General features: G+C 41.5%; 26 protein-coding genes. 7 read left to right on the forward strand and 19 right to left on the reverse strand.

What is annotated here, in order from left to right; all coding sequences use genetic code 11:
• Window positions 1-8: 8 nt before the first annotated feature.
• From EL241_RS10055 to EL241_RS10100, 10 genes are read right to left on the reverse strand one after another with little or no spacing between them, the layout of a single operon-like run.
• Complete coding sequence (locus tag EL241_RS10055; protein ID WP_036105023.1) at window positions 9-344, reverse strand: DUF3964 family protein; 336 nt, start codon at window positions 342-344, stop codon at window positions 9-11.
• A gap of 12 nt (window positions 345-356) precedes the next feature.
• Window positions 357-1,148, reverse strand: coding sequence for a CheR family methyltransferase (locus EL241_RS10060; RefSeq protein ID WP_003754660.1), 792 nt, complete (start codon window positions 1,146-1,148; stop codon window positions 357-359).
• 28 nt (window positions 1,149-1,176) lie between these two features.
• Window positions 1,177-1,956 (reverse strand): flagellar hook-basal body complex protein, encoded by a 780-nt coding sequence (locus EL241_RS10065; RefSeq protein WP_036105018.1) that lies wholly within the window; start codon window positions 1,954-1,956, stop codon window positions 1,177-1,179.
• Complete coding sequence (gene flhF / locus EL241_RS10070; protein WP_126320549.1) at window positions 1,953-3,179, reverse strand: flagellar biosynthesis GTPase FlhF; 1,227 nt, start codon at window positions 3,177-3,179, stop codon at window positions 1,953-1,955. Before flhF ends, EL241_RS10065 begins: the two co-directional genes overlap by 4 nt.
• Before the next feature lie 2 nt (window positions 3,180-3,181).
• Window positions 3,182-5,269, reverse strand: coding sequence for an FHIPEP family type III secretion protein (locus EL241_RS10075; RefSeq protein ID WP_036105017.1), 2,088 nt, complete (start codon window positions 5,267-5,269; stop codon window positions 3,182-3,184).
• 31 nt (window positions 5,270-5,300) lie between these two features.
• Window positions 5,301-6,347, reverse strand: coding sequence for a flagellar type III secretion system protein FlhB (flhB, locus tag EL241_RS10080; protein ID WP_036105015.1), 1,047 nt, complete (start codon window positions 6,345-6,347; stop codon window positions 5,301-5,303).
• 14 nt (window positions 6,348-6,361) lie between these two features.
• Complete coding sequence (locus tag EL241_RS10085; RefSeq protein WP_003754650.1) at window positions 6,362-7,123, reverse strand: flagellar biosynthetic protein FliR; 762 nt, start codon at window positions 7,121-7,123, stop codon at window positions 6,362-6,364.
• Between the two features lie 2 nt (window positions 7,124-7,125).
• Window positions 7,126-7,398 (reverse strand): flagellar biosynthetic protein FliQ, encoded by a 273-nt coding sequence (locus EL241_RS10090; protein WP_003754647.1) that lies wholly within the window; start codon window positions 7,396-7,398, stop codon window positions 7,126-7,128.
• A gap of 12 nt (window positions 7,399-7,410) precedes the next feature.
• Entirely contained in the window at window positions 7,411-8,178 is a 768-nt protein-coding gene (locus EL241_RS10095; RefSeq protein WP_003754646.1) for a flagellar type III secretion system pore protein FliP, read from the reverse strand.
• Window positions 8,171-8,485: a flagellar motor switch protein FliN gene (locus EL241_RS10100; RefSeq protein WP_036105010.1), complete on the reverse strand. Its 315-nt coding sequence runs from the start codon at window positions 8,483-8,485 to the stop codon at window positions 8,171-8,173. The genes EL241_RS10095 and EL241_RS10100 overlap by 8 nt, the downstream gene beginning before the upstream one ends.
• Before the next feature lie 325 nt (window positions 8,486-8,810).
• Between EL241_RS10100 and EL241_RS10105 the strand changes: the two genes are divergently transcribed.
• Window positions 8,811-9,728: a DNA-binding domain-containing protein gene (locus tag EL241_RS10105; protein WP_036105008.1), complete on the forward strand. Its 918-nt coding sequence runs from the start codon at window positions 8,811-8,813 to the stop codon at window positions 9,726-9,728.
• A gap of 18 nt (window positions 9,729-9,746) precedes the next feature.
• Complete coding sequence (locus tag EL241_RS10110; protein WP_003754640.1) at window positions 9,747-9,956, forward strand: lmo0673 family protein; 210 nt, start codon at window positions 9,747-9,749, stop codon at window positions 9,954-9,956.
• A gap of 123 nt (window positions 9,957-10,079) precedes the next feature.
• Here EL241_RS10110 and EL241_RS10115 read toward each other — a convergent pair whose 3' ends face one another.
• Together EL241_RS10115 and EL241_RS10120 are read right to left on the reverse strand one after the other, a co-directional pair.
• The gene (locus tag EL241_RS10115) at window positions 10,080-11,456 is read right to left on the reverse strand and encodes an MFS transporter (RefSeq protein WP_126320551.1); all 1,377 of its coding nucleotides are present in this window, start codon (window positions 11,454-11,456) and stop codon (window positions 10,080-10,082) included.
• A 75-nt stretch (window positions 11,457-11,531) separates the two neighbouring features.
• Window positions 11,532-12,059 (reverse strand): PadR family transcriptional regulator, encoded by a 528-nt coding sequence (locus EL241_RS10120; RefSeq protein ID WP_126320552.1) that lies wholly within the window; start codon window positions 12,057-12,059, stop codon window positions 11,532-11,534.
• A 478-nt stretch (window positions 12,060-12,537) separates the two neighbouring features.
• On the opposite strand from EL241_RS10120, the gene EL241_RS13950 reads away from it, so the two are divergent.
• Entirely contained in the window at window positions 12,538-12,762 is a 225-nt protein-coding gene (locus EL241_RS13950; protein WP_382311162.1) for a tyrosine-type recombinase/integrase, read from the forward strand.
• A gap of 297 nt (window positions 12,763-13,059) precedes the next feature.
• On the opposite strand, the gene EL241_RS10130 is transcribed toward EL241_RS13950, so the two are convergent.
• The 3 genes from EL241_RS10130 to EL241_RS10140 are packed head-to-tail and all read right to left on the reverse strand — an operon-like array spanning window position 13,060 to window position 14,288.
• On the reverse strand, window positions 13,060-13,437 hold the full coding sequence (locus EL241_RS10130) for a DUF423 domain-containing protein (RefSeq protein ID WP_126320553.1): 378 nt from the start codon (window positions 13,435-13,437) through the stop codon (window positions 13,060-13,062).
• Window positions 13,438-13,446: 9 nt separating this feature from the next.
• Window positions 13,447-13,722, reverse strand: coding sequence for a YwdI family protein (locus EL241_RS10135; protein ID WP_036105000.1), 276 nt, complete (start codon window positions 13,720-13,722; stop codon window positions 13,447-13,449).
• Between the two features lie 2 nt (window positions 13,723-13,724).
• Window positions 13,725-14,288 (reverse strand): maltose acetyltransferase domain-containing protein, encoded by a 564-nt coding sequence (locus tag EL241_RS10140; protein ID WP_036104997.1) that lies wholly within the window; start codon window positions 14,286-14,288, stop codon window positions 13,725-13,727.
• A 177-nt stretch (window positions 14,289-14,465) separates the two neighbouring features.
• On the opposite strand from EL241_RS10140, the gene EL241_RS10145 reads away from it, so the two are divergent.
• The 3 genes from EL241_RS10145 to EL241_RS10155 are packed head-to-tail and all read left to right on the forward strand — an operon-like array spanning window position 14,466 to window position 16,775.
• On the forward strand, window positions 14,466-15,332 hold the full coding sequence (locus EL241_RS10145) for a Cof-type HAD-IIB family hydrolase (RefSeq protein WP_126320554.1): 867 nt from the start codon (window positions 14,466-14,468) through the stop codon (window positions 15,330-15,332).
• Window positions 15,333-15,354: 22 nt separating this feature from the next.
• The gene (gene pdxK, locus EL241_RS10150) at window positions 15,355-16,170 is read left to right on the forward strand and encodes a pyridoxine/pyridoxal/pyridoxamine kinase (protein WP_036104994.1); all 816 of its coding nucleotides are present in this window, start codon (window positions 15,355-15,357) and stop codon (window positions 16,168-16,170) included.
• A gap of 38 nt (window positions 16,171-16,208) precedes the next feature.
• Window positions 16,209-16,775 (forward strand): DUF420 domain-containing protein, encoded by a 567-nt coding sequence (locus tag EL241_RS10155; protein ID WP_036104991.1) that lies wholly within the window; start codon window positions 16,209-16,211, stop codon window positions 16,773-16,775.
• Window positions 16,776-16,815: 40 nt separating this feature from the next.
• On the opposite strand, the gene EL241_RS10160 is transcribed toward EL241_RS10155, so the two are convergent.
• The 3 genes from EL241_RS10160 to EL241_RS10170 are packed head-to-tail and all read right to left on the reverse strand — an operon-like array spanning window position 16,816 to window position 18,675.
• Window positions 16,816-17,724, reverse strand: a complete 909-nt coding sequence (locus tag EL241_RS10160; RefSeq protein WP_126320555.1) for an alpha/beta fold hydrolase — start codon at window positions 17,722-17,724, stop codon at window positions 16,816-16,818.
• Window positions 17,725-17,736: 12 nt separating this feature from the next.
• The gene (locus EL241_RS10165) at window positions 17,737-18,450 is read right to left on the reverse strand and encodes a metallophosphoesterase family protein (RefSeq protein WP_036104988.1); all 714 of its coding nucleotides are present in this window, start codon (window positions 18,448-18,450) and stop codon (window positions 17,737-17,739) included.
• A 27-nt stretch (window positions 18,451-18,477) separates the two neighbouring features.
• The gene (locus tag EL241_RS10170; protein WP_003754613.1) at window positions 18,478-18,675 is read right to left on the reverse strand and encodes an Lmo0654 family protein; all 198 of its coding nucleotides are present in this window, start codon (window positions 18,673-18,675) and stop codon (window positions 18,478-18,480) included.
• 134 nt (window positions 18,676-18,809) lie between these two features.
• On the opposite strand from EL241_RS10170, the gene EL241_RS10175 reads away from it, so the two are divergent.
• Window positions 18,810-19,595 (forward strand): DUF975 family protein, encoded by a 786-nt coding sequence (locus EL241_RS10175; protein ID WP_052009112.1) that lies wholly within the window; start codon window positions 18,810-18,812, stop codon window positions 19,593-19,595.
• A 31-nt stretch (window positions 19,596-19,626) separates the two neighbouring features.
• On the opposite strand, the gene EL241_RS10180 is transcribed toward EL241_RS10175, so the two are convergent.
• Window positions 19,627-20,277, reverse strand: a complete 651-nt coding sequence (locus EL241_RS10180; protein ID WP_052009111.1) for a GntR family transcriptional regulator — start codon at window positions 20,275-20,277, stop codon at window positions 19,627-19,629.
• Window positions 20,278-20,302 lie beyond the last annotated feature (25 nt).

Here is a 20,302-nt window from a genome sequence, read left to right on the forward strand (position 1 = left end):
TTTCTGTTTTATCGGACTAATTCCACTTCGTTCAGCCAAAATGCCATCAGTTCTTTTTCGATGTCCGGCAAGTTCACGAAAAACGCTTTCGCACTTGCTTCCCCGACAAATGCCTGACATTGGTAAAGCGATGCATCCGTTTTTTTGATGCCGATGAAATAAAAATTTTCTAGTCTTCCCAGCAGGACGATTTTTTCCCCAATCTCATACCCACTCGTCTGTTTGATTTCAAACTGATTCGGCAGAAAAACCTGTTCCTGTTTTTCCAGCCGCAGGATCTGCTCAGCTAATCCCGGTTTGTCTTCAAAAAAAGTTAAACGTTTGATACTTTCTTCTCTCGTCATTTCATTCACCCCTTATAGTTTTATGTAAAAAAAGTTTTCTAGTAGCGCAAAACCATAACTTGCCGGATTCAATATTTGTTCAGATCCACCTAAAAATAAGATCCCGCCTTTGCGAAGCGACGCTGCAAACCCTCTGTATATTGCATCTTTTCCTTCAGCGGTAAAGTAGATCAAGACATTTCGACAGACGATCAGATCCACATGTTTTTCATACTCGTCATTTAAAAGATCATGACGTTTGAAGCGAATGGCTTGCCGATATTGTTTCAATATCTCATAAGTACCATCTGGATGTTTATCGAAATACTGCTCTTTCTCTTCCGGTGTCAGCTCTTCCAGCTGCCGCGGCGAATACCTGCCGATCACAGCTCGTTTCAAGATCGCCGGTTCGATATCAGTGGCGACGATCTCATAGTTCTGCCGATTCATGCAACGGTTCATCAAGATCGATAGTGTGTAAGGCTCTTCCCCAGAAGAACAAGCAGCACTCCAGATCTTGATCCTCCCCCGCGTCTCTTCCGCGAGCTTTGGAATGATTGCTTCTTCCAATTGCAGCCATTTCTGCCGATTGCGGAAAAAGGCGGAAACATTGATCGTGATCAGACTAATAAAATCATCCAGCAGCTGCGAATTATGTTTTAACTGGTTAAAAAACTCCCCAAATGTTTGAAACCCTTTTTTTGTCAAAAATGACAAGATCCTTCTTTTCATCTGTGTTTCTTTATATAGATGCAAACTAAGACCAAACTCTTTTTTGATTGCGCGGATAAAAAAATAATAATCTTTTTCTAAATTGGGGATCATGCTTAGCCCCTCCCTTTTTTATTTCAGATTAGTTTCTAAGTAGTCCGCTTGATTCTTTATCGTAAACTGTATCAAACATCTTGATGATATTGCTCGATGCTTGGACCATGCGCTGATTATCCATCAGTTCCACCATTTCCGTGCTCATATCCACATTAGAAGATTCCAGCACACCATTTTGGATCAGCGCCCTGCCAGCAGGAAGCCCTTGAATCGTTCCTGTCTTGAGTGTCAGTTGTCCTAATCCGTTTTTTTCGAGATTACCTCGCTGATCAGCTGCGATAAATTTAGTTTGTAGTTTGCCAAGCAGTTCATTAGTGTCCGCACGGCGAATATTTCCGGCTGTGTCGACAGTGACCTTCGTCTGTGCTCCCACTTGAATCGCCGTACCGTTTTCGGCCAGCAGATTAGCACCGTCGCTTGTTTTCAAGAAACCATTCTGGTCGGAATAAAAAGAACCGCCTCGTGTCAAAAAGGTTTCGCCGTCCTTACCAGCAACGAAGAAACTACTGCCAGCTTCCGAGTCGGCATCATGGAGAAAGAAATCCAGATCGCGGCCAGTAACTTGCATGGAGCCCTGTTTCAAGTTGACGAATGTCTGATTCGGATGTACGGCATAATCGACACTGCCGATCGTTTTCGCACTATCTGCCTGATTAAACTGTACTTGCTTGCGCGACATCGCTTGGCTCGTCAGCTGGTCGAATTTAAAGCCGGCCGTTTCACTATTGGCGATGTTATTGGAATGCACGTCGAGGTGCTTCATGTAGTTCATCATTCCAGCTGCGCCGATATAAAGTCCTTTCATACCTCATTACCTCCCTTGTGGTCTGTTTCCAACAAGCGATCTGTAACCCAGCGTTCACTTGGCATATGGATATGCTCGGAAATAGTTTGTCCGTCTGTGACCCACAGAATCGGCTGCGTTAATTCTTGCGTAAAGCGGTAGTAATTTCCTAATAGCGCTGTTTCATCTAATTTAGTAACAATAAAACCGTCTATCGGAATATTTTCGAGTTTGCCTAGTATCAATTGAATGTCAGCAGTACTACTATTGGCGTTAAATACGAAGCACGTAAGGTCAGGTTGAATGATCTGATAATAAGCATCTAATTCTGCAATCGTTTCTGCGTCGAAATAGTTTCTGCCAACTGTATCGATCAAAATATGGTCGACGCCGCTGACAAAAGTAAGATAATCGATTGCTTCTTTCAGCTCTTCTGGACTCTTTGCCACGATCAGCTCTGCTTCCAGTTTATCGGCATAGCCTTGAAACTGCTCGACGGCACCGGATCGGAAGGTATCAGTTGTAATGAAGCCGACCGTTTCCCCTTGTTCTAGTAGCTGCCAGCCTAGTTTGACTAATGTCGTCGTTTTTCCTACGCCTGTCTGTCCAATCAGCGAAATGATCCGTTGTTGCTTTAGTATGACGGGCCGATAAGGCGGGATCGATTTTTCGATCGCTAATCTCAGCCACGGCAGATAGTCGTCCTCATGCAGACTTTCGACTGCTCCCAATTCTTTTTGGACTTGTTTGATAAAACGGGGATGATAACTGCTATCGATTCCGATCTTTTTCAAGAAACGGACAAAATCGCTGCTGGCTATGCGTTCTTGATATAATTTTTCGGACAGTTGTTTGTTTGCTGCTGCCAGTTCTGCCCGTAGTGATTCGAAATCTGCCTGGGTGATCTTTTTTTCTTCTAAAAGCGGCGTTGACTGAGCAAGTTCTGCTCCTGCTGCCAACATTTCCAAAAGTTTTTCCTTTTTGAGCAGCATCGCATCTTTCGGTCGCTCCCGCAGGATCTTTTCTTCTAATCTTTCGGCAAAATCCTGTCTGCCGTCCGCAATGGAAACTTGCTTCGTGATGACTGCTGTCACTTCGTATTGCTTTTTGAAAATACCAAGCCGGCGAACACGTTCATCTGTGATTTTATAAGGTCCGCTAGAAGCTTCACGAATTTTTTTATGCAGTTCTTTTTTCGTTTCTGCTTTAAATACTTCGATTTTCTCGATCAGCTGATTTGTCATTTTTATCCACCACCTTGCGCACCATCAATCAGTGCAATTTGTTCTACTTCCGTTTCTGGGGAAAGCTCGCTGATCGCGAGTACCGGGATATCGATCTGATATCTTTCCAAAACACGGACAAAGCCGAAGCGAAAGTCTTTTCGTCTTGTGAGAACAACTGGTTCGCGGCCAGTAAGTTGTGCTTTTTGGATCGTTTCTTTGATTTTCTGCATAACAGGGATCTCTTTTTCCAGCTCCCAATTGAGCGCGTAACCGTAATAGGGAGTGGTGACGATCTCGGTATCGAGTTCGATCGAGTCTTGCAGTAGCAAAGCGTATATTTTGCCGTCCTGATTCTTCGCCTGCTCGCAGATGACTTTCGAGATCCGTTCGCGAACGAAAGAAGTGATTCCATCTAAATCATTTGGATAAATGGTCTGACCGTCGATAATCCCTTCGATGATAGTCGGCAGATCGCGGACGGAAATGCCTTCTTTTAATAATTGTTTCAATACGCCTTGGATAAGGGAATAATCGATTTCCTTTTTCTTGATCTCATCAATGAGGATCTGATTATCATCTGCCAAACCATCGATCAGCTCTTTGATTTGCTGACGCATCAGGAGCTCATGCAGATTTTTGCGTAGTGCAACGTCTAAATGAGTGATAAGGATACTGAGCGGCTCAAGTACTTGGTAGTTTTTGAGCTGTGCATCTTCCAGTTCTCCTGGCAAGATCCAGTAACCGTCTTCACCGAAAATCGGATCTTTCGTCGGTTCTGCGTTGAGGTCGACCATCACACCTGGAGTTTTAAGAGCAAGTAAATGTCCCGCTTTTAAAATCCCTTCCGCAATCGGCACGCCTTTGATCTTGATCACATATTTACCGCGCGGCCGATAACTGGTATTATCTTTAAAATTGATGCCGGGGACGCCGATTCCAAGATCCTGCATGATCGACTTCCGCATCAGGATAACCTTATCTTTCGCCGTTTCGCCATTGATTTTTTGTTTGACCAATGCAGCAATATTCAATCCAAGTTCTACTACGACTGGATATTTTTCCTGCGCAGCACCGAATGCTTGATTCTGTTCTTCTTCGGCTGCTTTGGATTCGGCTTTTAGCTGTGCCATTTCCATATCTGCTTCCAACCGCTTTTTCTTGCTCAATGCTGATTGTGTGCGGAAGCCAAGTACGCCAAGCGCTCCACCGATCAGTAAGAACGGGAATGTCGGCAGCGGGCTAAATATCCCCATGAGAACAAACATTGCCGCCAGCGTGTAAACCACGATCGCGTTCTGCATCAATTCTTTGAAAATGCCGACCGCAACGTTATCCTCTTCGCCGTCAAATACTCGCGTTACGATCACACCCGTTGACATCGCCATTAAAAGCGAACCAATCTGGCTGACGATTCCATCCCCGATCGTAAGCTCTGTATATTTCACTACCGCATCGCCGAAAGAGAGATTTCCTTGGACCATACCGACAATCAGACCGAAGACGATATTGACAACCGCCAGCAAAACTGTAAACAGCACATCGCCCTTTACAAATTTACCGGCACCATCCATCGCACCGTAAAATTCCGTCTGCATATTGAGATCCGAACGCTTCTGCCTTGCCTCCACTTCCGTGATCAGCCGCTGATTGAGATCCGCATCGATCGCCATTTGTTTCCCCGGAAGCGCATCTAAGGTAAAACGCGCCGCCACTTCTGCAGTACGGGAGGAACCATTCGCCACGATAAATTGGAAAACGATCAAAATGATAAAGATAACGATTCCGACCACGAAATTATTACCGATCACGAAGTTCCCAAACTGCTTGATGACTTGTCCCGGATCGCCAGTTGTTAAGATCGCCCTTGTTGTTGAAATATTGATAGAAACACGAAATATCCCCATTAGTAACAGTAATGTCGGGAAAGATTTTAATTCCGCCCAGTCTCTGATCGTTGTAGCTCTCATATATACCAAAACAGCCACTGCCAAAATCGTGACCAAAACAAGGTCGATCACAATTGGTGGCAATGGTAGGATAAGCGCGATCACAAACGATACCGCAACTAATATGGCAAAATATTTCTTCAATGTCCCTAAATTTCCCATTCAGTAATCCTCTTTCTCTCAAGCCTATTTCTCAAAACGAGAGTTGCTCTTTATCCATCAGTTCTTTCATTATTTCGATCACCGCAGCGTACAGATCTTCTTGGATGTATTCTTCTTCGTTCGTCGAATAATAGATCATCCGCGCTACTTGTCTGTTCGTGATCATCGGGATCCCGTCCGTTTCTGCGATTTGCCGAATGAACAAAGCCAGCTCATCTTCTCCCTTAGCAAGCAGCTTCGGCGCATGATCCTTTCCTTTGTCATAGCGCATCACGACGGAAATGTGTGTCGGGTTGTTGACGACAAAAGTCGCATCCAGCATTTTCTTGGTGATCGCCCCCTGTAGCAGTCCTCTAGCAATACTCCGCTGCCGCTGCTTCACTTCCGGACGACCCTCTGAATCTTTCATTTCTTCTTTGATATCCTGCTTCGACATCCGCAGCCCTTTTTTATATTCATAGCGCTGATACAGAAAATCGAGCAGCCCGATCACGACAATAATTAGAAAAAGTGCTAAAAACTCATTTTTGAATAACTGCAAAATCTGCCGAAGCGAGTAAAGCCAATTTTGACCGGTAAAGCTGATCAACGTCTGCAAATGACTTTGGAAACCTTTATAGGCAACCGCCGAAAGCAATGTTATCAAGAGGAGTGCCTTGACCACTTCCACGATTCCTTTTACGCTGAAGACCCGCTTGAAGTAATTAGCCGGATTGAGTCGTTTGAACTGCGGTTTGATCGACTTCGCAGAAAACAAGAAACCAACCTGGACCGCGTAATTCAAGATCCCGATCACTAAGACCATCACCATCACAGGCAGCAATACTTTCCCAAACTGCAAAATGAAAAATAAGGAATAGCTGGAAGCATTGCCGAGAGTTGGCGGCTGTTCCAAGAGTGCTTTGAATGCAGCGACCATGTTGCCGATCCACCACTTGCCAAAAAAGAAAATCATCCCCGCAACGATCAATAGCGAAAACGCATTATTCAGCTCTTTGCTCTTCGCAACATTGCCTTCCTCTCTGGCCTTTTTGATACGGCGAGGCGTTGGTTTTTCGGTTTTATTATCCTTCGCCATCTACAACGCCTCCCCTAGTTCTTGAGTAAACTATCAAAAAATGAGATATAATGCTGGATCATATCATTTGTCAGATGTCGAAACACCGTACTGATGACCGGAACCGCACATGCCAGAATAAAAATCCCCAGCGTGATCTTGACCATAAACGCATTCATGAAAATATTGATTTGCGGTGCACTTTTAGAAATAAACGCTAAAATGATGTTGACGATAAAAATGCTTCCCATGATCGGTAGCGCGAGCGAGACCGCTGAAGTAAGCGCAAAAGCAAGCGTGGCGATCAGCAGGCGGATAAAGCCTTGCTCAAACAATATCTGGATCGAGGCAGTAAACTGGAAGGATTTAAGTAAGTAAAACATCAGGTAATCCAGCCCCTGTAAAGAAAGAAAAACAATCACAAAAAATGTATCTAAAATGGCAGCTGTAATCGAGTTTTGTGTGCCATAAGATGGATCAATCAAATTGACTTGCGAAAATCCTAGATCATAATCGATCATAAAGCCCGCCATTTTAGGAACCAGCGCGATCATTTCGATCAATTTCGCTAAAGCAAGTCCGAAAACGACCTCCGCAGAAACACGGATCAATAAATCTGTCAGCGTGTGGATATTGCCGACTTTCACCATTCCTGCTACCGGAAAAGAAAGCGCCAATCCGAAAATAACCTTCACGCTGTTAGGAATTGCGGTACTTTTTAATAAAGGAAAAAAATAAATAAAACTTGCGATCCGGCTAAATGCAATAACGGTTGCCAATAAAAACTGAAATTCCATGTTTACACCTGAATCATAGTGGGTATTTTAGCAAAGATACTGACGATGAGATCCGTCATATGTCCAAACATCCAAGGGCCAAGAATAAACAGCGCCACCACAAACGCAATGATTTTCGGTAAAAATGTCAGCGATTGATCTTGAATCTGCATCATCGCCATAATGATCGCAACTAAGATCACGACGACAAGACAGACGATCGAAACTGGTAAGATGATCGTCAAACCGCTGTAAAAGAACTTTTGGAACACTTCCATGACTGGCGTTAAATTCATTGCATTCTCCCTCTAAAAGTGAATTGTCTGAAACATCATATTCGTTATCAAGCCGTACCCGCCGATAAAAATAAAAACGAGGATCTTAAAAGGCAAACTGATCGTCATTGGCGGCACCATCATCATCCCTAAATACATCAAGAGCGTACTTACGACCAGATCAATAAAGACAAAGGCCAGATAGATAAACATTCCGGTCAAAAATCCTTGCGTGATCTGCGTCAGAATAAATGCCGGCATCAATGCCATTAGCGAAGCATCTTCTTTTTTCGCCACCGCTTTTTTGCCCTCTGCCTTGAGCATCATGTTTATGTCATGCCGATATGTATTTTTAGCAATATACGTCGTTAAGATCGGCTGCGTCTCTTTCCATACTTTCGAGGCCTTCCACTCTTCCTTTTGCCCCGGCTTCCACACATCTTGATACCATTCATTCGCAACAGGCTGCATCATAAAAATAGCTAAAAAAAGTGCTAATCCCACGAGAACCTGATTAGGCGGCAAGTTAGTCGCGCCAAGCCCCTGTCTCGTCAAACCTAAAACGATGATGCAGTAAGTAAAATGAGTAAACATCAAAACGATCGATGCCGAAAGTGATAACAAAGTAACAATCAAGAACAAGCTGACATTCGAGTTGACGCCACTCGTTCCGTTTATTGAAAAATCATTTAGAAATCCAGCCGCTTCTGCATAACGCAACGGATAGCAAACGAGTAATAAAAATACAAATGAAAAAACAAAGGAGAATTTAAAAACAGTCCCAGAACTCACTTTAGACATTTACCTTACGCTCCTCTTTCGATAACATTTCCGAAAATTTTTCATCTGTATTTGCTTTATTAGTTAACGGTGTTGTTTGGACGTTATTATTGGAAATAACTGTCATCATCTTTTGTCCTTCGACTTCGAGAAGAAGTACTTTCAATTGATTCGACACATATAACGTGTCTTGCAGCAAGATCTTGCCGTTTTCGCTTTTGCGTAAACGAGCGGATTGCCTATTTTTTTTAACCAAGAAGTAGGAGATCCCTGCGAGCGCCCCTAAAACAACTAAAATTTTAATTAGTGAAAAAATATATCCATCCATGTGTATTGGTTTTCGCACCTTCACCCCTTCATTTTTCAAAAAAATAGATTTTTATACCTGCAATATAAAATTTTACACCAATTTCAAAAAAAATCTATAGTTTTTTAAAAAATAAAAAAATGAGTTTCCCTAAAATCGCCTCATAAGAAGCGCTTTCGCATTTTTATTTTTTTTGTAAAGGAAAAATGATACTTGTGACCTAATGCTTTTTTACCATGCGCCCCGTTAGAACCATTGTGATTACTTTACACTGACGCCAGTTATTGCTATTATATAGACAAGCAGCAATGGGTTTAATAAAAACATAAGAGAGGTTTGTGATTAGATGCCTAAAACAGAAATCAAAAATATACTAGCTGAAATCAAAAAACAAGCAGATTCTCAATCGGAAAATTCCATTAAAACGATAAAAAATGAAGCTAAAAAACAAAACATAGATGTTGATAGTGCTGTAGAAATCTACGAACAGCTCGTTGATTTTTATAAAAAAGTCGAAGAAAAAGGTGGAATAGAAAAATATATCCACTCTGACTTGAGCTGGATGAAAATCGAATTAGAGCTGCTTTACTCTTGCTATCAGTTGGCAATCTCTCATGACATGAAAGTCCTGGACGTTTCTGAAATGCTGAGTCTAAACGATCTACACATCTTTCCGAAAACACCAAGTCAGCTACAGAACACCTATTATAAATTAAAAAAAGAGCTCATTACCTTCGAAGATATCGTGAAAAGCAAGCCGGGAAGGAAGCGAAAACCAAAAGCAAGTTCCAATGCACAAGGAAAAACCAACATCTTCGGCCGTGCGGTCAGTACAGAACCTGCCACCTCGATGCGCGAAAAGATCAGCTTCAATAAAAACAAAGAGAAGAATCTGGTCGACTTATTATCGGGCGTGAAAAGCAATGTGCAACTTCTAAGCGAGCAACAAGGCGAAGATAACAACGTGTATGACTTACTGAAGAGCATTTATTCCTTGTCCTCCTTAGCCGTTCAAAAAGAAGAACTAGATCGTAAATATCAAGAGTTACTTGCTAAAAACAAAGAACTAGAACAAGAAAACTTCCAGCTACGACAGGAAAATGAAAACAATGCAGAAACGTACCAAATATTGCTCCAAGATCTAGGTTCTTTCCTTTATGCGACCGAATTAGAACAGATCCAAGCATTGCCATTATTTACCCAAGAAACGATCGTCAAGCTCAACCAGTTAGGATTTTCGAGAAATAATCAAGAGCACGTTTAAGAAGTGAGGTGCAAGAAAATGTATGTGGAAATTTATGTCGTTGGCGGAGAATCGATCCGCTTAGACGAAGACGCTAAAATCAATGGTGTCCCCATTCAGCAACTGACAAAACAAGCACTCAAAGAAAGTTTCAACGACAAGGCAGTCGAACTTACCAAATTTGATTTAAGCTATGTGGTCAATACCGCGCTGATTACTTGGTATCTGATTGGCGATGGAATTCATTAAATGCTCGCAGCATGTTTATCGTCTTTCAAAAAAACATAATGAAAAAATCGCATGAAACTCCATTTTAAAAATGGATTCCATGCGATTTTTCTTTATTTTGCCTTATAATTTTTCCTAGCCTGCTTACTGCTTGCCTCCAATTGTCTTGCTTCCGATATCATTTGGAACTTTTATGACTTCCCAAATTGGGAATAACATGACTACACCTAGAATGATAAAACTGATACTGTAAGCAGTATCTATAGCAAAAATCGTTTCTAGAAGATGAAGTATCAATGAAATAAATGCAATTCCCAGTCCTTGTGATAATGTTTGAACGATTGCATTTAATGTGTTAGCACTATTCCGGTCTTGCGGTTCTATCTCTGATAAATTCAATCCATTAAAGGCTGTTAATGCCAGTGAACGTCCTACACCTGAAATAAAAGCAAGCGCCATAATAATGACCGAATAAGTCGCCTGTCCAATAAACGACATCGCAACGGAACTAAGTAAAACCAGACCAAACGCAACAAACAAAGCACCTTTATATTTAAGCGTGCGAATAATTGGCGTAGTAAATGGCTTAATGGCAATATTTCCCAAGAAAATAAATAGGACATAAGTACCCGCAACGACAGCAGACCAATGAAATCTATTTTGTAAAAATAACGTTAGCAAATACGGCATTGCTCCAACTGACAACCAAAGCACCGCACCGCTGCTTTGGCTGATACGAAATGAAGTTATTTTCAATGCCTTCAGCGAAAACAATGGCTGTTTTGCTTTATTTAAATGATTGTAAATTACAGCTCCTAGAAGCAGACCAACCGCTATAAAAATCAATCCAGCTGTTACGAGCGACACACTTGAATGCGTTGCAAACTCAGCCCCAACAACTAATAGAACAGAAGCAATTGCAATTTCAATAAAGCCTATCCAGTCAAATTTATTGCGAATGAACTCAACATCTTTAGGTATCATCGAAATCCCCATCATTACGATTACTATGCCAATCGGGATATTAATTAAAAAGATCCAGTGCCAAGTGAAATAGGTTACGATTGCGCCACCGATAACTGGTGCAATCGCAGGAGCAAGCAATGCCGGCCAGACAAAGTAGCTCGTCATTTTTAAAAGATCACGTGCCGGGGTTTTTTCTAAAACAATTAGACGTGCAGTCGGCGTCATTAACGCACCTGATACCCCTTGTATAATTCTCATCGTTAATAAAAAGGTGAAATCTTTTGCTAGTGCACTTCCTAAAGAACTTACAGTGAAAAGCAGTACAGCAAATAACCAGATACGCTTTTTCCCAAAATAATTTGCTATCCATCCACTTAACGGAAGGAAAATTGCAACCGTTACTAAATAGACACTGACAAGTAAGGACATTTGTGCAATACTCGTTTGAAAATCTTTTGCCATCTGAGGCAACGCTGTAATCACAATCGTGCCATCCATTATTTCCATAAAAAGACTCGCTGCCATCAGTAAGGCTATTTTAATTTGTTTAGACATTTTATATTTTACCTTTCTATATATCTTTTAGATGTATTCATTTATCAAAAAAAATCTGGAGAGACTTTTGTTCTCCTACTTTCTGTTTTCTAATTCTTTTAAAAATTTTTCCGCCCAAATTTTGGCTACCTGTGCTTCCGCAAGCCGAAGATCCAGTTTTTTTCCTGCGTACCAATGATCCACTGAACCTTCTTTAGAAAGCTTGAGAATCCAAGACTCCGCTTCTTCTATCGCATTCTGATGTTCTTCCATAAATTGGTTCAGCAACTCTTTTTGCTGTTCAAGCGGTAGATGTTGCATGACATCAAGTTTTATTTTGTAAATATCATCCCGATGCGCTCCGCTAGGAACATCTTGCTGCATTAACTCATAAAACCGCTTTTTCCCTGCTTCTGTGAGGGAAGCCAATTTCTTTGTTCGCCCCTGCGCATTAGTTTCGATTGTAACAAAACCTTGCTCTTTTAATTTTTCCAATAACGGATAAATCACACCGTAACTTATTTTACGTTTCTTTCCCAAAGAAGCTTGCATGGCATTTCGCAAATCATAGCCGCTTGCAGGATCCTCCATCAGCTCGCCCAGTAAAAAAAGTTCGTTCATCATGGCATTCTCCACCTTTAATACTATTTTTGCTATTCGATGACTTTAGCAAATATATCTTTTAGATACAATCATAATACATCTAAAAGATATAAAAAACAACCCCTTATTCTTAATTTACAAAAAAAAACGAGCATAACCACATTCGCTATATTTTTCTATTGTAGAACTACCTCATTGTTTATGCTAGTTTAAAAGTACACCACTTTTTATAGATGTGCTGATTGAAAACTGCACCACGAATAACTCACAATAAGAAGAAACATTATCTTTTTATTGGAGGTTCAGGAGTGAAGAATTTAATGGATAAATGTACCATTATACGATTAATAGAAAGTGGTCGTTCGCAGACCGACCGGTCTGATTAAGCGATAGCATCGATTCTCTAAATTCTTGGCAATATCTTGTAGCTGAATTTTTTCTTTCCATCATAAAAACTCCTTTAATAGATTATAGCGAACAACTTGTCCGTATTTCCATTATAGGAGCCGGAGTTCCATACCACGATAAGCATCCCGCTCACGCATTTAGACATACGCATGTAAAAAGACTTGATGAATCTGGAGTAAGTGAAACAGCAATTCAACAACGTATAGGACATGTAAAGGGTTCTAAGATTACTAAAGTTTATAATCATGCTGATGACTTGTTAAAACTGGATACTATTGACAAGTATAAAGCCTATAAGTCTGCCAAAGGATTCTAAAACGATTACTAGGGGCAAGACTAGGGGCAAAGCTCATTTTCGCATAAAAAAAGACCCTTGAACGGTTCATATAGAGCCATTTAAGGGTTTAAAAAGGGAGTTTAAGGTAAGAAAAGACAATACATTACTAAAAAGGGAGAAAAAGTAATGGAATGTCATTGCTTATGCTTATAGATACCCCGGCTTTTTTTCTTTAAAACCTATTTTGTAATTTTTTTTATTAAAAAGATATTACAAAATACATTTTCTTGCAATATTATACAAGAAACTGCGGAACGGCGCGGTTTTTAAATTACTTTAAAATAAAGATTTTTTTTGTTTGATGACGTTTAAGAGCGTCAATATCCACGCTGCTATAAAACAGACTCCTCCAAGTGGCGTTATTGCACCTAATAGCTTGATATGACTGATTGCTAACACATATAAGCTTCCTGAGAAAAGAACGATTCCCAAACTAAACAGCAAGCTTGCTGTAGCTAAAAAACGTTGGTCTTTTCGATCGCCTAATAGTCCAATAAATAGCAGTGCTAGCGCGTGGTACATTTGATAATGTACCGCTGTTTCCCAAGTTGCCTGATAGCTTCCGAGGATCGGTTTTAGGGCATGCGCGCCGAAAGCTCCTAATGCTACAGCAAGACCGGCGAAAATAACGCCCCAAATCAATGTTTTCTTCATGTTTACCTCCTAAAAATCCAAAAGCGAGTCGCCATTTGCTCCGTCATCCAGTTCGATTTTTTTACCGTCAAGCGGAACGGTACTCGTAGTCTGCGAAGTTTCACCAGTCATTTTTTCCAACATGATCTGCTCCGAAGTCGTATCTTTGGCAGTTCCTTCAATCACTTCGATCAAAACTGCTAAGCCATGAAGATGCATCGCTCTATCTTTGGCTGTGGAAGCATTTTTGGCTAGCTGCAGTTCTATTTCCATTTTTTTGAAAAGTGTTTGTTCTGAAATATCCACGCTTACAATCCTTTCTGTTCGATTTGTTTGATCACGCGTGCAGGATTCCCTGCTAAGACTACATTATCAGGAAAGCTTTTGGTGACGACCGCCCCGGCGCCTACAACCACATTATTTCCTAATGTAACACCTGGATTAATGACCGCACGGCCGCCGATCCAGACATTATCACCGATCGTGACCGGCTGTCCAAGTTCTAAACCGCTGTTGCGTTCCGCAGGATCAAGCGGGTGTGTCGCTGTATAAATATGTACACCCGGAGCAAGCATGCAGTTATCGCCGATGTTGACTTCGCAGACATCTAAGATCACACAATCAAAATTAGCATAAAAATTCTCGCCGACATAAATATTGTCACCATAATCTGTATGGAAATTCGGTTCGATATAGACATTCTCTTTCGTTCCGCCTAATAGTCGTTTGATAACGTTGGTACGTATATTTTTATCGAGCGTATCATTGATCTCGCGGCAAAATTTACGTGCTCGATGTCTCCCGTGAACCAATTCTTCTGCGCTTGGGTCATACATTTCTCCGGCAAGCATCTTTTCTTTTTCGGTTTTCATTGTAGCTCCCTCCTCCATTCGATTTTCATCTATTATTATAGCGAACTCTTTCCTATAAATATATATTTTCGATTTCAAAACAGCTGTTTATTTTTAAAAATAGTGGCGTGTCAGTGCAATTTCTGCCAAAAAATGCTATTCTAATCATGTAAAGAAAATTGGAGGGAATGGAATACAATGATAAAAATTATTGCTTCAGATATGGATGGGACGTTGCTTAATTCGGATATCGAGGTTTCCGAAGAGAACGTCAAAGCAATTGAAACTGCTCGTGCAGAAGGGATTCATTTTGTACTTTGTACCGGTCGTATGTATAAAGATGCGATGGAATTAAGTAAACGTGCCAACCTTCATGCTCCTGCGATTTGCATGAATGGTGCGGAAATCCGCGACGAAAACGGCAAAGTTCTTTTGCAGCATACCATTGATAAAGATTTAGCACGGAAAACGTATAAAATTTTGATTGAACACGGACTTTATACAGAAATCTTTACAGAAATCGGGCCCATTACCACTAATAAAGCAACCGGAAAAGCCTTTATGATTGAAATGCAAAAAAAATTGCATCCTGAAGTAAGCTCCAATGAAATCTCTAAAAAAATCGAAGAACGGTTTGAAGCCAAAGATGTCCATGAAAGAAATGATTCTGAAGAAATTTTTGCGAATGATGATCTGCATGTTTTCAAATTCATTGCTTTCTCTGCCGATGAATCAAAACTTGCTCAAGCGAAAAAACGCTTGATGGAAAGCAATTTGCTTGCCGTTTCCTCCTCAGGACATGAAAATATCGAGATCACACATACAGAAGCGCAAAAAGGTATCTCGCTACAATATTATGCAGAAAAAAGAGGCGTCACATTAGAAGAAACATTTGCGATCGGCGATAATAATAACGATATTTCGATGCTAAAAATGGCTGGCTATACCGTTGCAATGGGAAATGCAGAAGCGGATGTCAAAAAAGTTGCGAAATATACAACAAAAACAAATGATGAAAATGGCGTCGCAGCTGCGATTTACGAAATGCTTAAAAATAACCATTAATTTTCTGGAGGATTGATACACAATGACAATCAAAAAAACATTAACAATAGCAGGTTCCGATTCCAGCGGTGGTGCTGGACTACAAGCTGATTTAAAAACATTTGAAGAATACGGGACATTCGGATTCAGCGCACTGACAACGATCGTAACGATGGACCCGGATAATAACTGGTCGCATAACGTGACACCGATCAATGCCGAATTAGTACGAGATCAATTAAAAACGATCCTTTCCGGTGGTCCGGTCGATGCCATGAAAACAGGTATGCTGGGATCTGTGGATATTATCAAAGCTACGCGTGAATATATCGACAAATTCCAATTGAAAAATGTCGTGATCGATCCGGTCATGGTATGTAAAGGCGAAGATGAACTTATCCAACCCGAAAATGCCGAGGCGATTCGTGATCTTTTGCTCCCTGTCGCAACCATCACAACGCCCAATCTTTTTGAAGCTGGACAATTATCCGGCTTAGGAAAATTGACGACGCTAGATGATATGAAAGAAGCTGCGAAAAAAATCCACGAACTTGGCGCGAAATATGTAGTCATCAAAGGCGGAAAAGCCCTTGAATCTGACAAAGCAATCGATTTACTGTATGATGGCTCAGAATTCACGATCTATGAAGTAGAAAAAGTGGCTTCTTCTTACAATCATGGTGCTGGATGTACATTTGCAGCAGCGATCACGGCTGGCCTTGCGAAAGGCGAAACAGTGGAAAATGCTGTTGCTAAAGCGAAGAAATTCGTCACTGCTGCGATCCAATCCGGTTTCGCACTAAACAGCTTCATCGGTCCTGTTTGGCACGGGGCTTACAACCATGCTGAGAATCGTTGATCATTCCGTAGAACCTACTCAAGGAGGAAACTTATTTTATGCAACAACCTAACAAAAAACAAGTACGTCCCGCTAGTCAGGAAAAAAATTATTTTTGGCCGATCATGATTTTCTCTTTTGTAGCGGTAGTCTTCATCTTGCTACTGTTCTTTTCACCGATCGGCTATCAAGGAAAAGTACATTTTGACTTAACGATCTTCCCGCGTATGAATGCGATTTTTAACAGCTTTACGTTTGTCTTTCTGTTGATCGCACTTTGGGCTATTATCGTCAAAAAAAATATCAACATGCACCGCGGCTTTATCTTAGCTGCTTTCGTATCCACACTGTTTTTCTTAGTCTTTTATCTAACATTCCACTATCTATCCCCTGATACCAATACATTCGGTGGAACAGGAATCGTTAGACCGATTTATTTCTTTATTTTGATCACGCACAGTTTTCTGGCTGCGGTCGTGGTTCCACTGGCATTATTCTCGCTCGTATGGGGCTGGACGAACCAGATCACCAAACATAAAAAAATCGTTCGCTGGACAATGCCGATCTGGCTTTATGTTAGCCTTACCGGCGTTATTGTGTACCTTTTCATGGCACCTTATTATTAATAAAAAAAGCTGTCCTTCATTGGACAGCTTTTTTAGCTACTTATTTTCTTTTTTTCAGCCCGTTTTGGAAACTGTTTTTATTATTTTGATGGAAGCCATCCGGCAAATTCCACAAGAACTGGCTCGTATACCGATCGACATATAGGTTTTCATGCAAGCCACTGTGGGTAATATTATTTCCTTTTACTAAACGCTGCTGATAATTGATTCGTGGAAAAATATTTTTAACAAAGAAAACACTATCGACTCTCACTAATCCGTCAGAATCCGTTTTTCCCTGTTTCCCGGCAATCGCCAACATTTTGATGTCAGTCGGGATCTTATCTTTATTTTTCACCAGTGCTTGCAAGGCATCAGAACCCTTTTTCAGATCATGCGCAGCTGGATCTTTTTGCAATTTAAAGTAATCCGCTTTGTCGATTCCTTCGAAAGGTGAAGCGATCGCGACAAATTTATGGATCTTTGGATAACGTTTGCTTTTTGCCGGTGTATCTTCTAAATAGCTAAGCAGCGCCAAGCCGCCCATTGAATGGCCAACGACATTGACATTTTCCACATTATGTTTGACCCGTAGATAATGCATCACTTTATGCAACCAATCGGTTTGTTTTGCTAAACTAGCTCGGTTATCTTGGAAAAGAACTTGAATGGCAGAGTTGCCTTTATCTCCTGGCAACAGCGTACCGCTTACTTTTAATTTCCCAGATGTCAAAACAAGGATCCGCATCGCTGCGTTGTTATCTTGGTAATCGTAACCTAAACGATTGAGCATATGTCCAAAGGAATTGAACGTTCCCTTATAACCATGCATAAAGACCGTGGGTATGATCGTTTTTTTCTTACTTGAGGTTGTTTTTGCTTTATAATAAATCGCACTGCTACTTACGGAAGCTGTCAACAAAACAAGCATAGCTACCAATAAGGAACAGCGCGCCGCACCTTTCTTCAAAAAATCACTTCCTTACTTATGCGATTCAGCTGTATATATTTCCGAGATCCCTGCATCTGTTAATACCACGCCATGCAAAGCACCACCGAAAACTGCGCCGCCATCGATGTCGATCCTAGTTTTATCTTCCGAGATCCAAATATCGCTACTCCCGTTCTCATGCAGGCTTTGAACTGGTGTATGACCAAATACAAATGTTTTATCTGTATGATTCTCTCCAAACAAAAAAGGTTCTCTGATCCAAATAAGATCTTTGTCCGGAGTTTGACGCCAGTCGGCTAAGTCGAGATCCACGCCTGCATGTACAAAAAAGTAATCTTCTTTTTCATAATAAAAGGGGAGCGCTGCAATGAACGAAATATACGCCCCAGCTTCCTGATAAAGTGCATCGGCCAATTCTGTCGGGGTCAATTCTTTTGTCAGTTTATCTGCTAGAAATGACTGAATCGTTTTAAGCCCGCCTTGGCTAGTATAATAATTCATTTTCTCTTCCGGATCTTGGAGCCAGTCCAGTAGCATTTGTTCGTGATTTCCTCGCAATACGATGGCGTTATGCGTATCGACGAGCTGTTTTGTCACTTTCACTACACCGGAAGGGTCTTCACCGCGGTCGATCAGATCGCCAACAAAAACAAGCTGCTCATTTTCTGCGTCCCAATTAGTCAGCATTTCTTTTAATAATGTCAGCTCTCCGTGTACATCTCCGATTGCAAAAATAGGTTGCACGGTCACTCGCTCCTCTTCTCTCTACAATTATTCTTCTAACTCATTCAATTTCTTTTCGATTTGTTTGATTTCTGTTTGCAGTGCATTCAAACGGACCTGGCTGGGATCAATAGAACCATTTTGAAATTGCGGATCTTCTAAGTTTCGGGTATCCGATAGTGCTTCTTGATACTCGCTGCGAAGTTCTACCAAACGTTCTTCTAATTCTTTTCTTGTTTCATCCATTGAAACACACCTCCATCAGTTTATAAAATTCTTTTTCCCCAAATTCATGCTTTCCAATCATCCAACGTTTTCCAAGCGGCTTCATTTATGGTATTTTAGATATAAAGCTACACTAAAAGAAGGAGTTGGTATTTGTGCTTTCAAACCGAGAGATTCGTCTCGCCGCTCGGCAGGCGCTTAAAGGGAAATGGGGGATCATGGTTGCCGCTGCCGTTATTTATTATTTGATTACGTTTGTCGGTAGTTTGATTCCTCTGATCGGGTGGCTGGCAGTTTTGATCTGTGGTGGCCCGCTTGTGACTGGTCTGATTTGGCTGGCGCTGGCGATCAGTAGAAATGAAGAACGGGACCTTGGTTACTTATTCAGCGGTTTCAAAGACTTCGGACGCACGTTGGCCGCATATCTGCTTATCTGCCTATTCACTTTTTTATGGTCCTTATTATTGTTGGTTCCGGGAATCATTAAATCGTACAGCTACTCGCAGACATTTTTCATCTTGCGCGATGATCCGAATATTTCCGCGTTAGATGCGATCACAGCCAGCAGAGAGATGATGGCTGGCTACAAAGGGAAATTATTCGGCTTGAGTTTATCGATCGGTGCTTGGTTACTGATCCCATATGCGTTGATATTTATTGGTATCACTACCGGTGTAGCTGCCAGCGTTGTTTATTCGGATAGCTATTCCGATTTTCCAGTCGTCTTTATCATTATCGGCTTTTTGGTCGCCGGCTTAGGTTATCTGGCATTTCTTGGCCTGTTGCTTTTCATCATTCCCTATTTGCTGATGGCACTTGCTGTTTTCTATGATGAACGCCAAATGCGAGTAGTGGCTGATAGCGAAGGCTGGTCTGAAGACGATCCATTTTCAGAAGAAGAAACAGCGTCAAATCCATTCGATTCTTCGGACGATCGCTAGGAAAAGCACTTGGGGAAACCCAAGTGCTTTTTTAAATGCGGTAAGCTTGCACCTGTAGCTCTCTAAATAAGTTTCGTAAGGTTTGGACAGCCGCTTCGGTCTGCTCGCTAGAAAGCTGTTTTAGGAGGCTGTCAAGCTGGTGGACGACCCAGAGGCGTGTATCTGTCATATTAAAGGTAGGCAGATGTCCCCCAAATTTTTCGATCAGGAAAAAATTGCGCCTACTATATGCAGTAAAATAATTATTTTCTGAAACACGAAGCAATTCGAGGAGAAAAAGATGCAGAACGTGGATAAATTCTGCCTCATCCTCATCCGCTGCCAACAAGCGCATCTGAAAAACCATCGAATGTAAAGTCAAAAACGACCAGTTGTAATTTTCGGCAGGTGCTTTTTGGATCACAATGGCAAGAAAAGCCTCCGCTACTTCGGTCAGCATTTTGTAGCGCGCCGGGGTCACGAGGATATCGCCTACAGCAACGCCGCGATCAGTAGCTACCAATATTTCCTCCGCAACCAACTGAGCCACAGCGGTTCTTACCGGAGATCGGCTTATATCCAGTTCTTTGGCGATCTGCTCTTCACGCAGCGCTGCACCTACCTGCAATTGTCCAGCTTGGATACGTTCAATGATCGTCCAATAAACTTTTTCGCTGTATAATCCTTTCGACTGTTTTTCCATAAGTCCATCCCCTTCTCGCTTTCAT

Source organism: Listeria grayi (genome assembly GCF_900638015.1).
Classification (GTDB): domain Bacteria; phylum Bacillota; class Bacilli; order Lactobacillales; family Listeriaceae; genus Listeria; species Listeria grayi.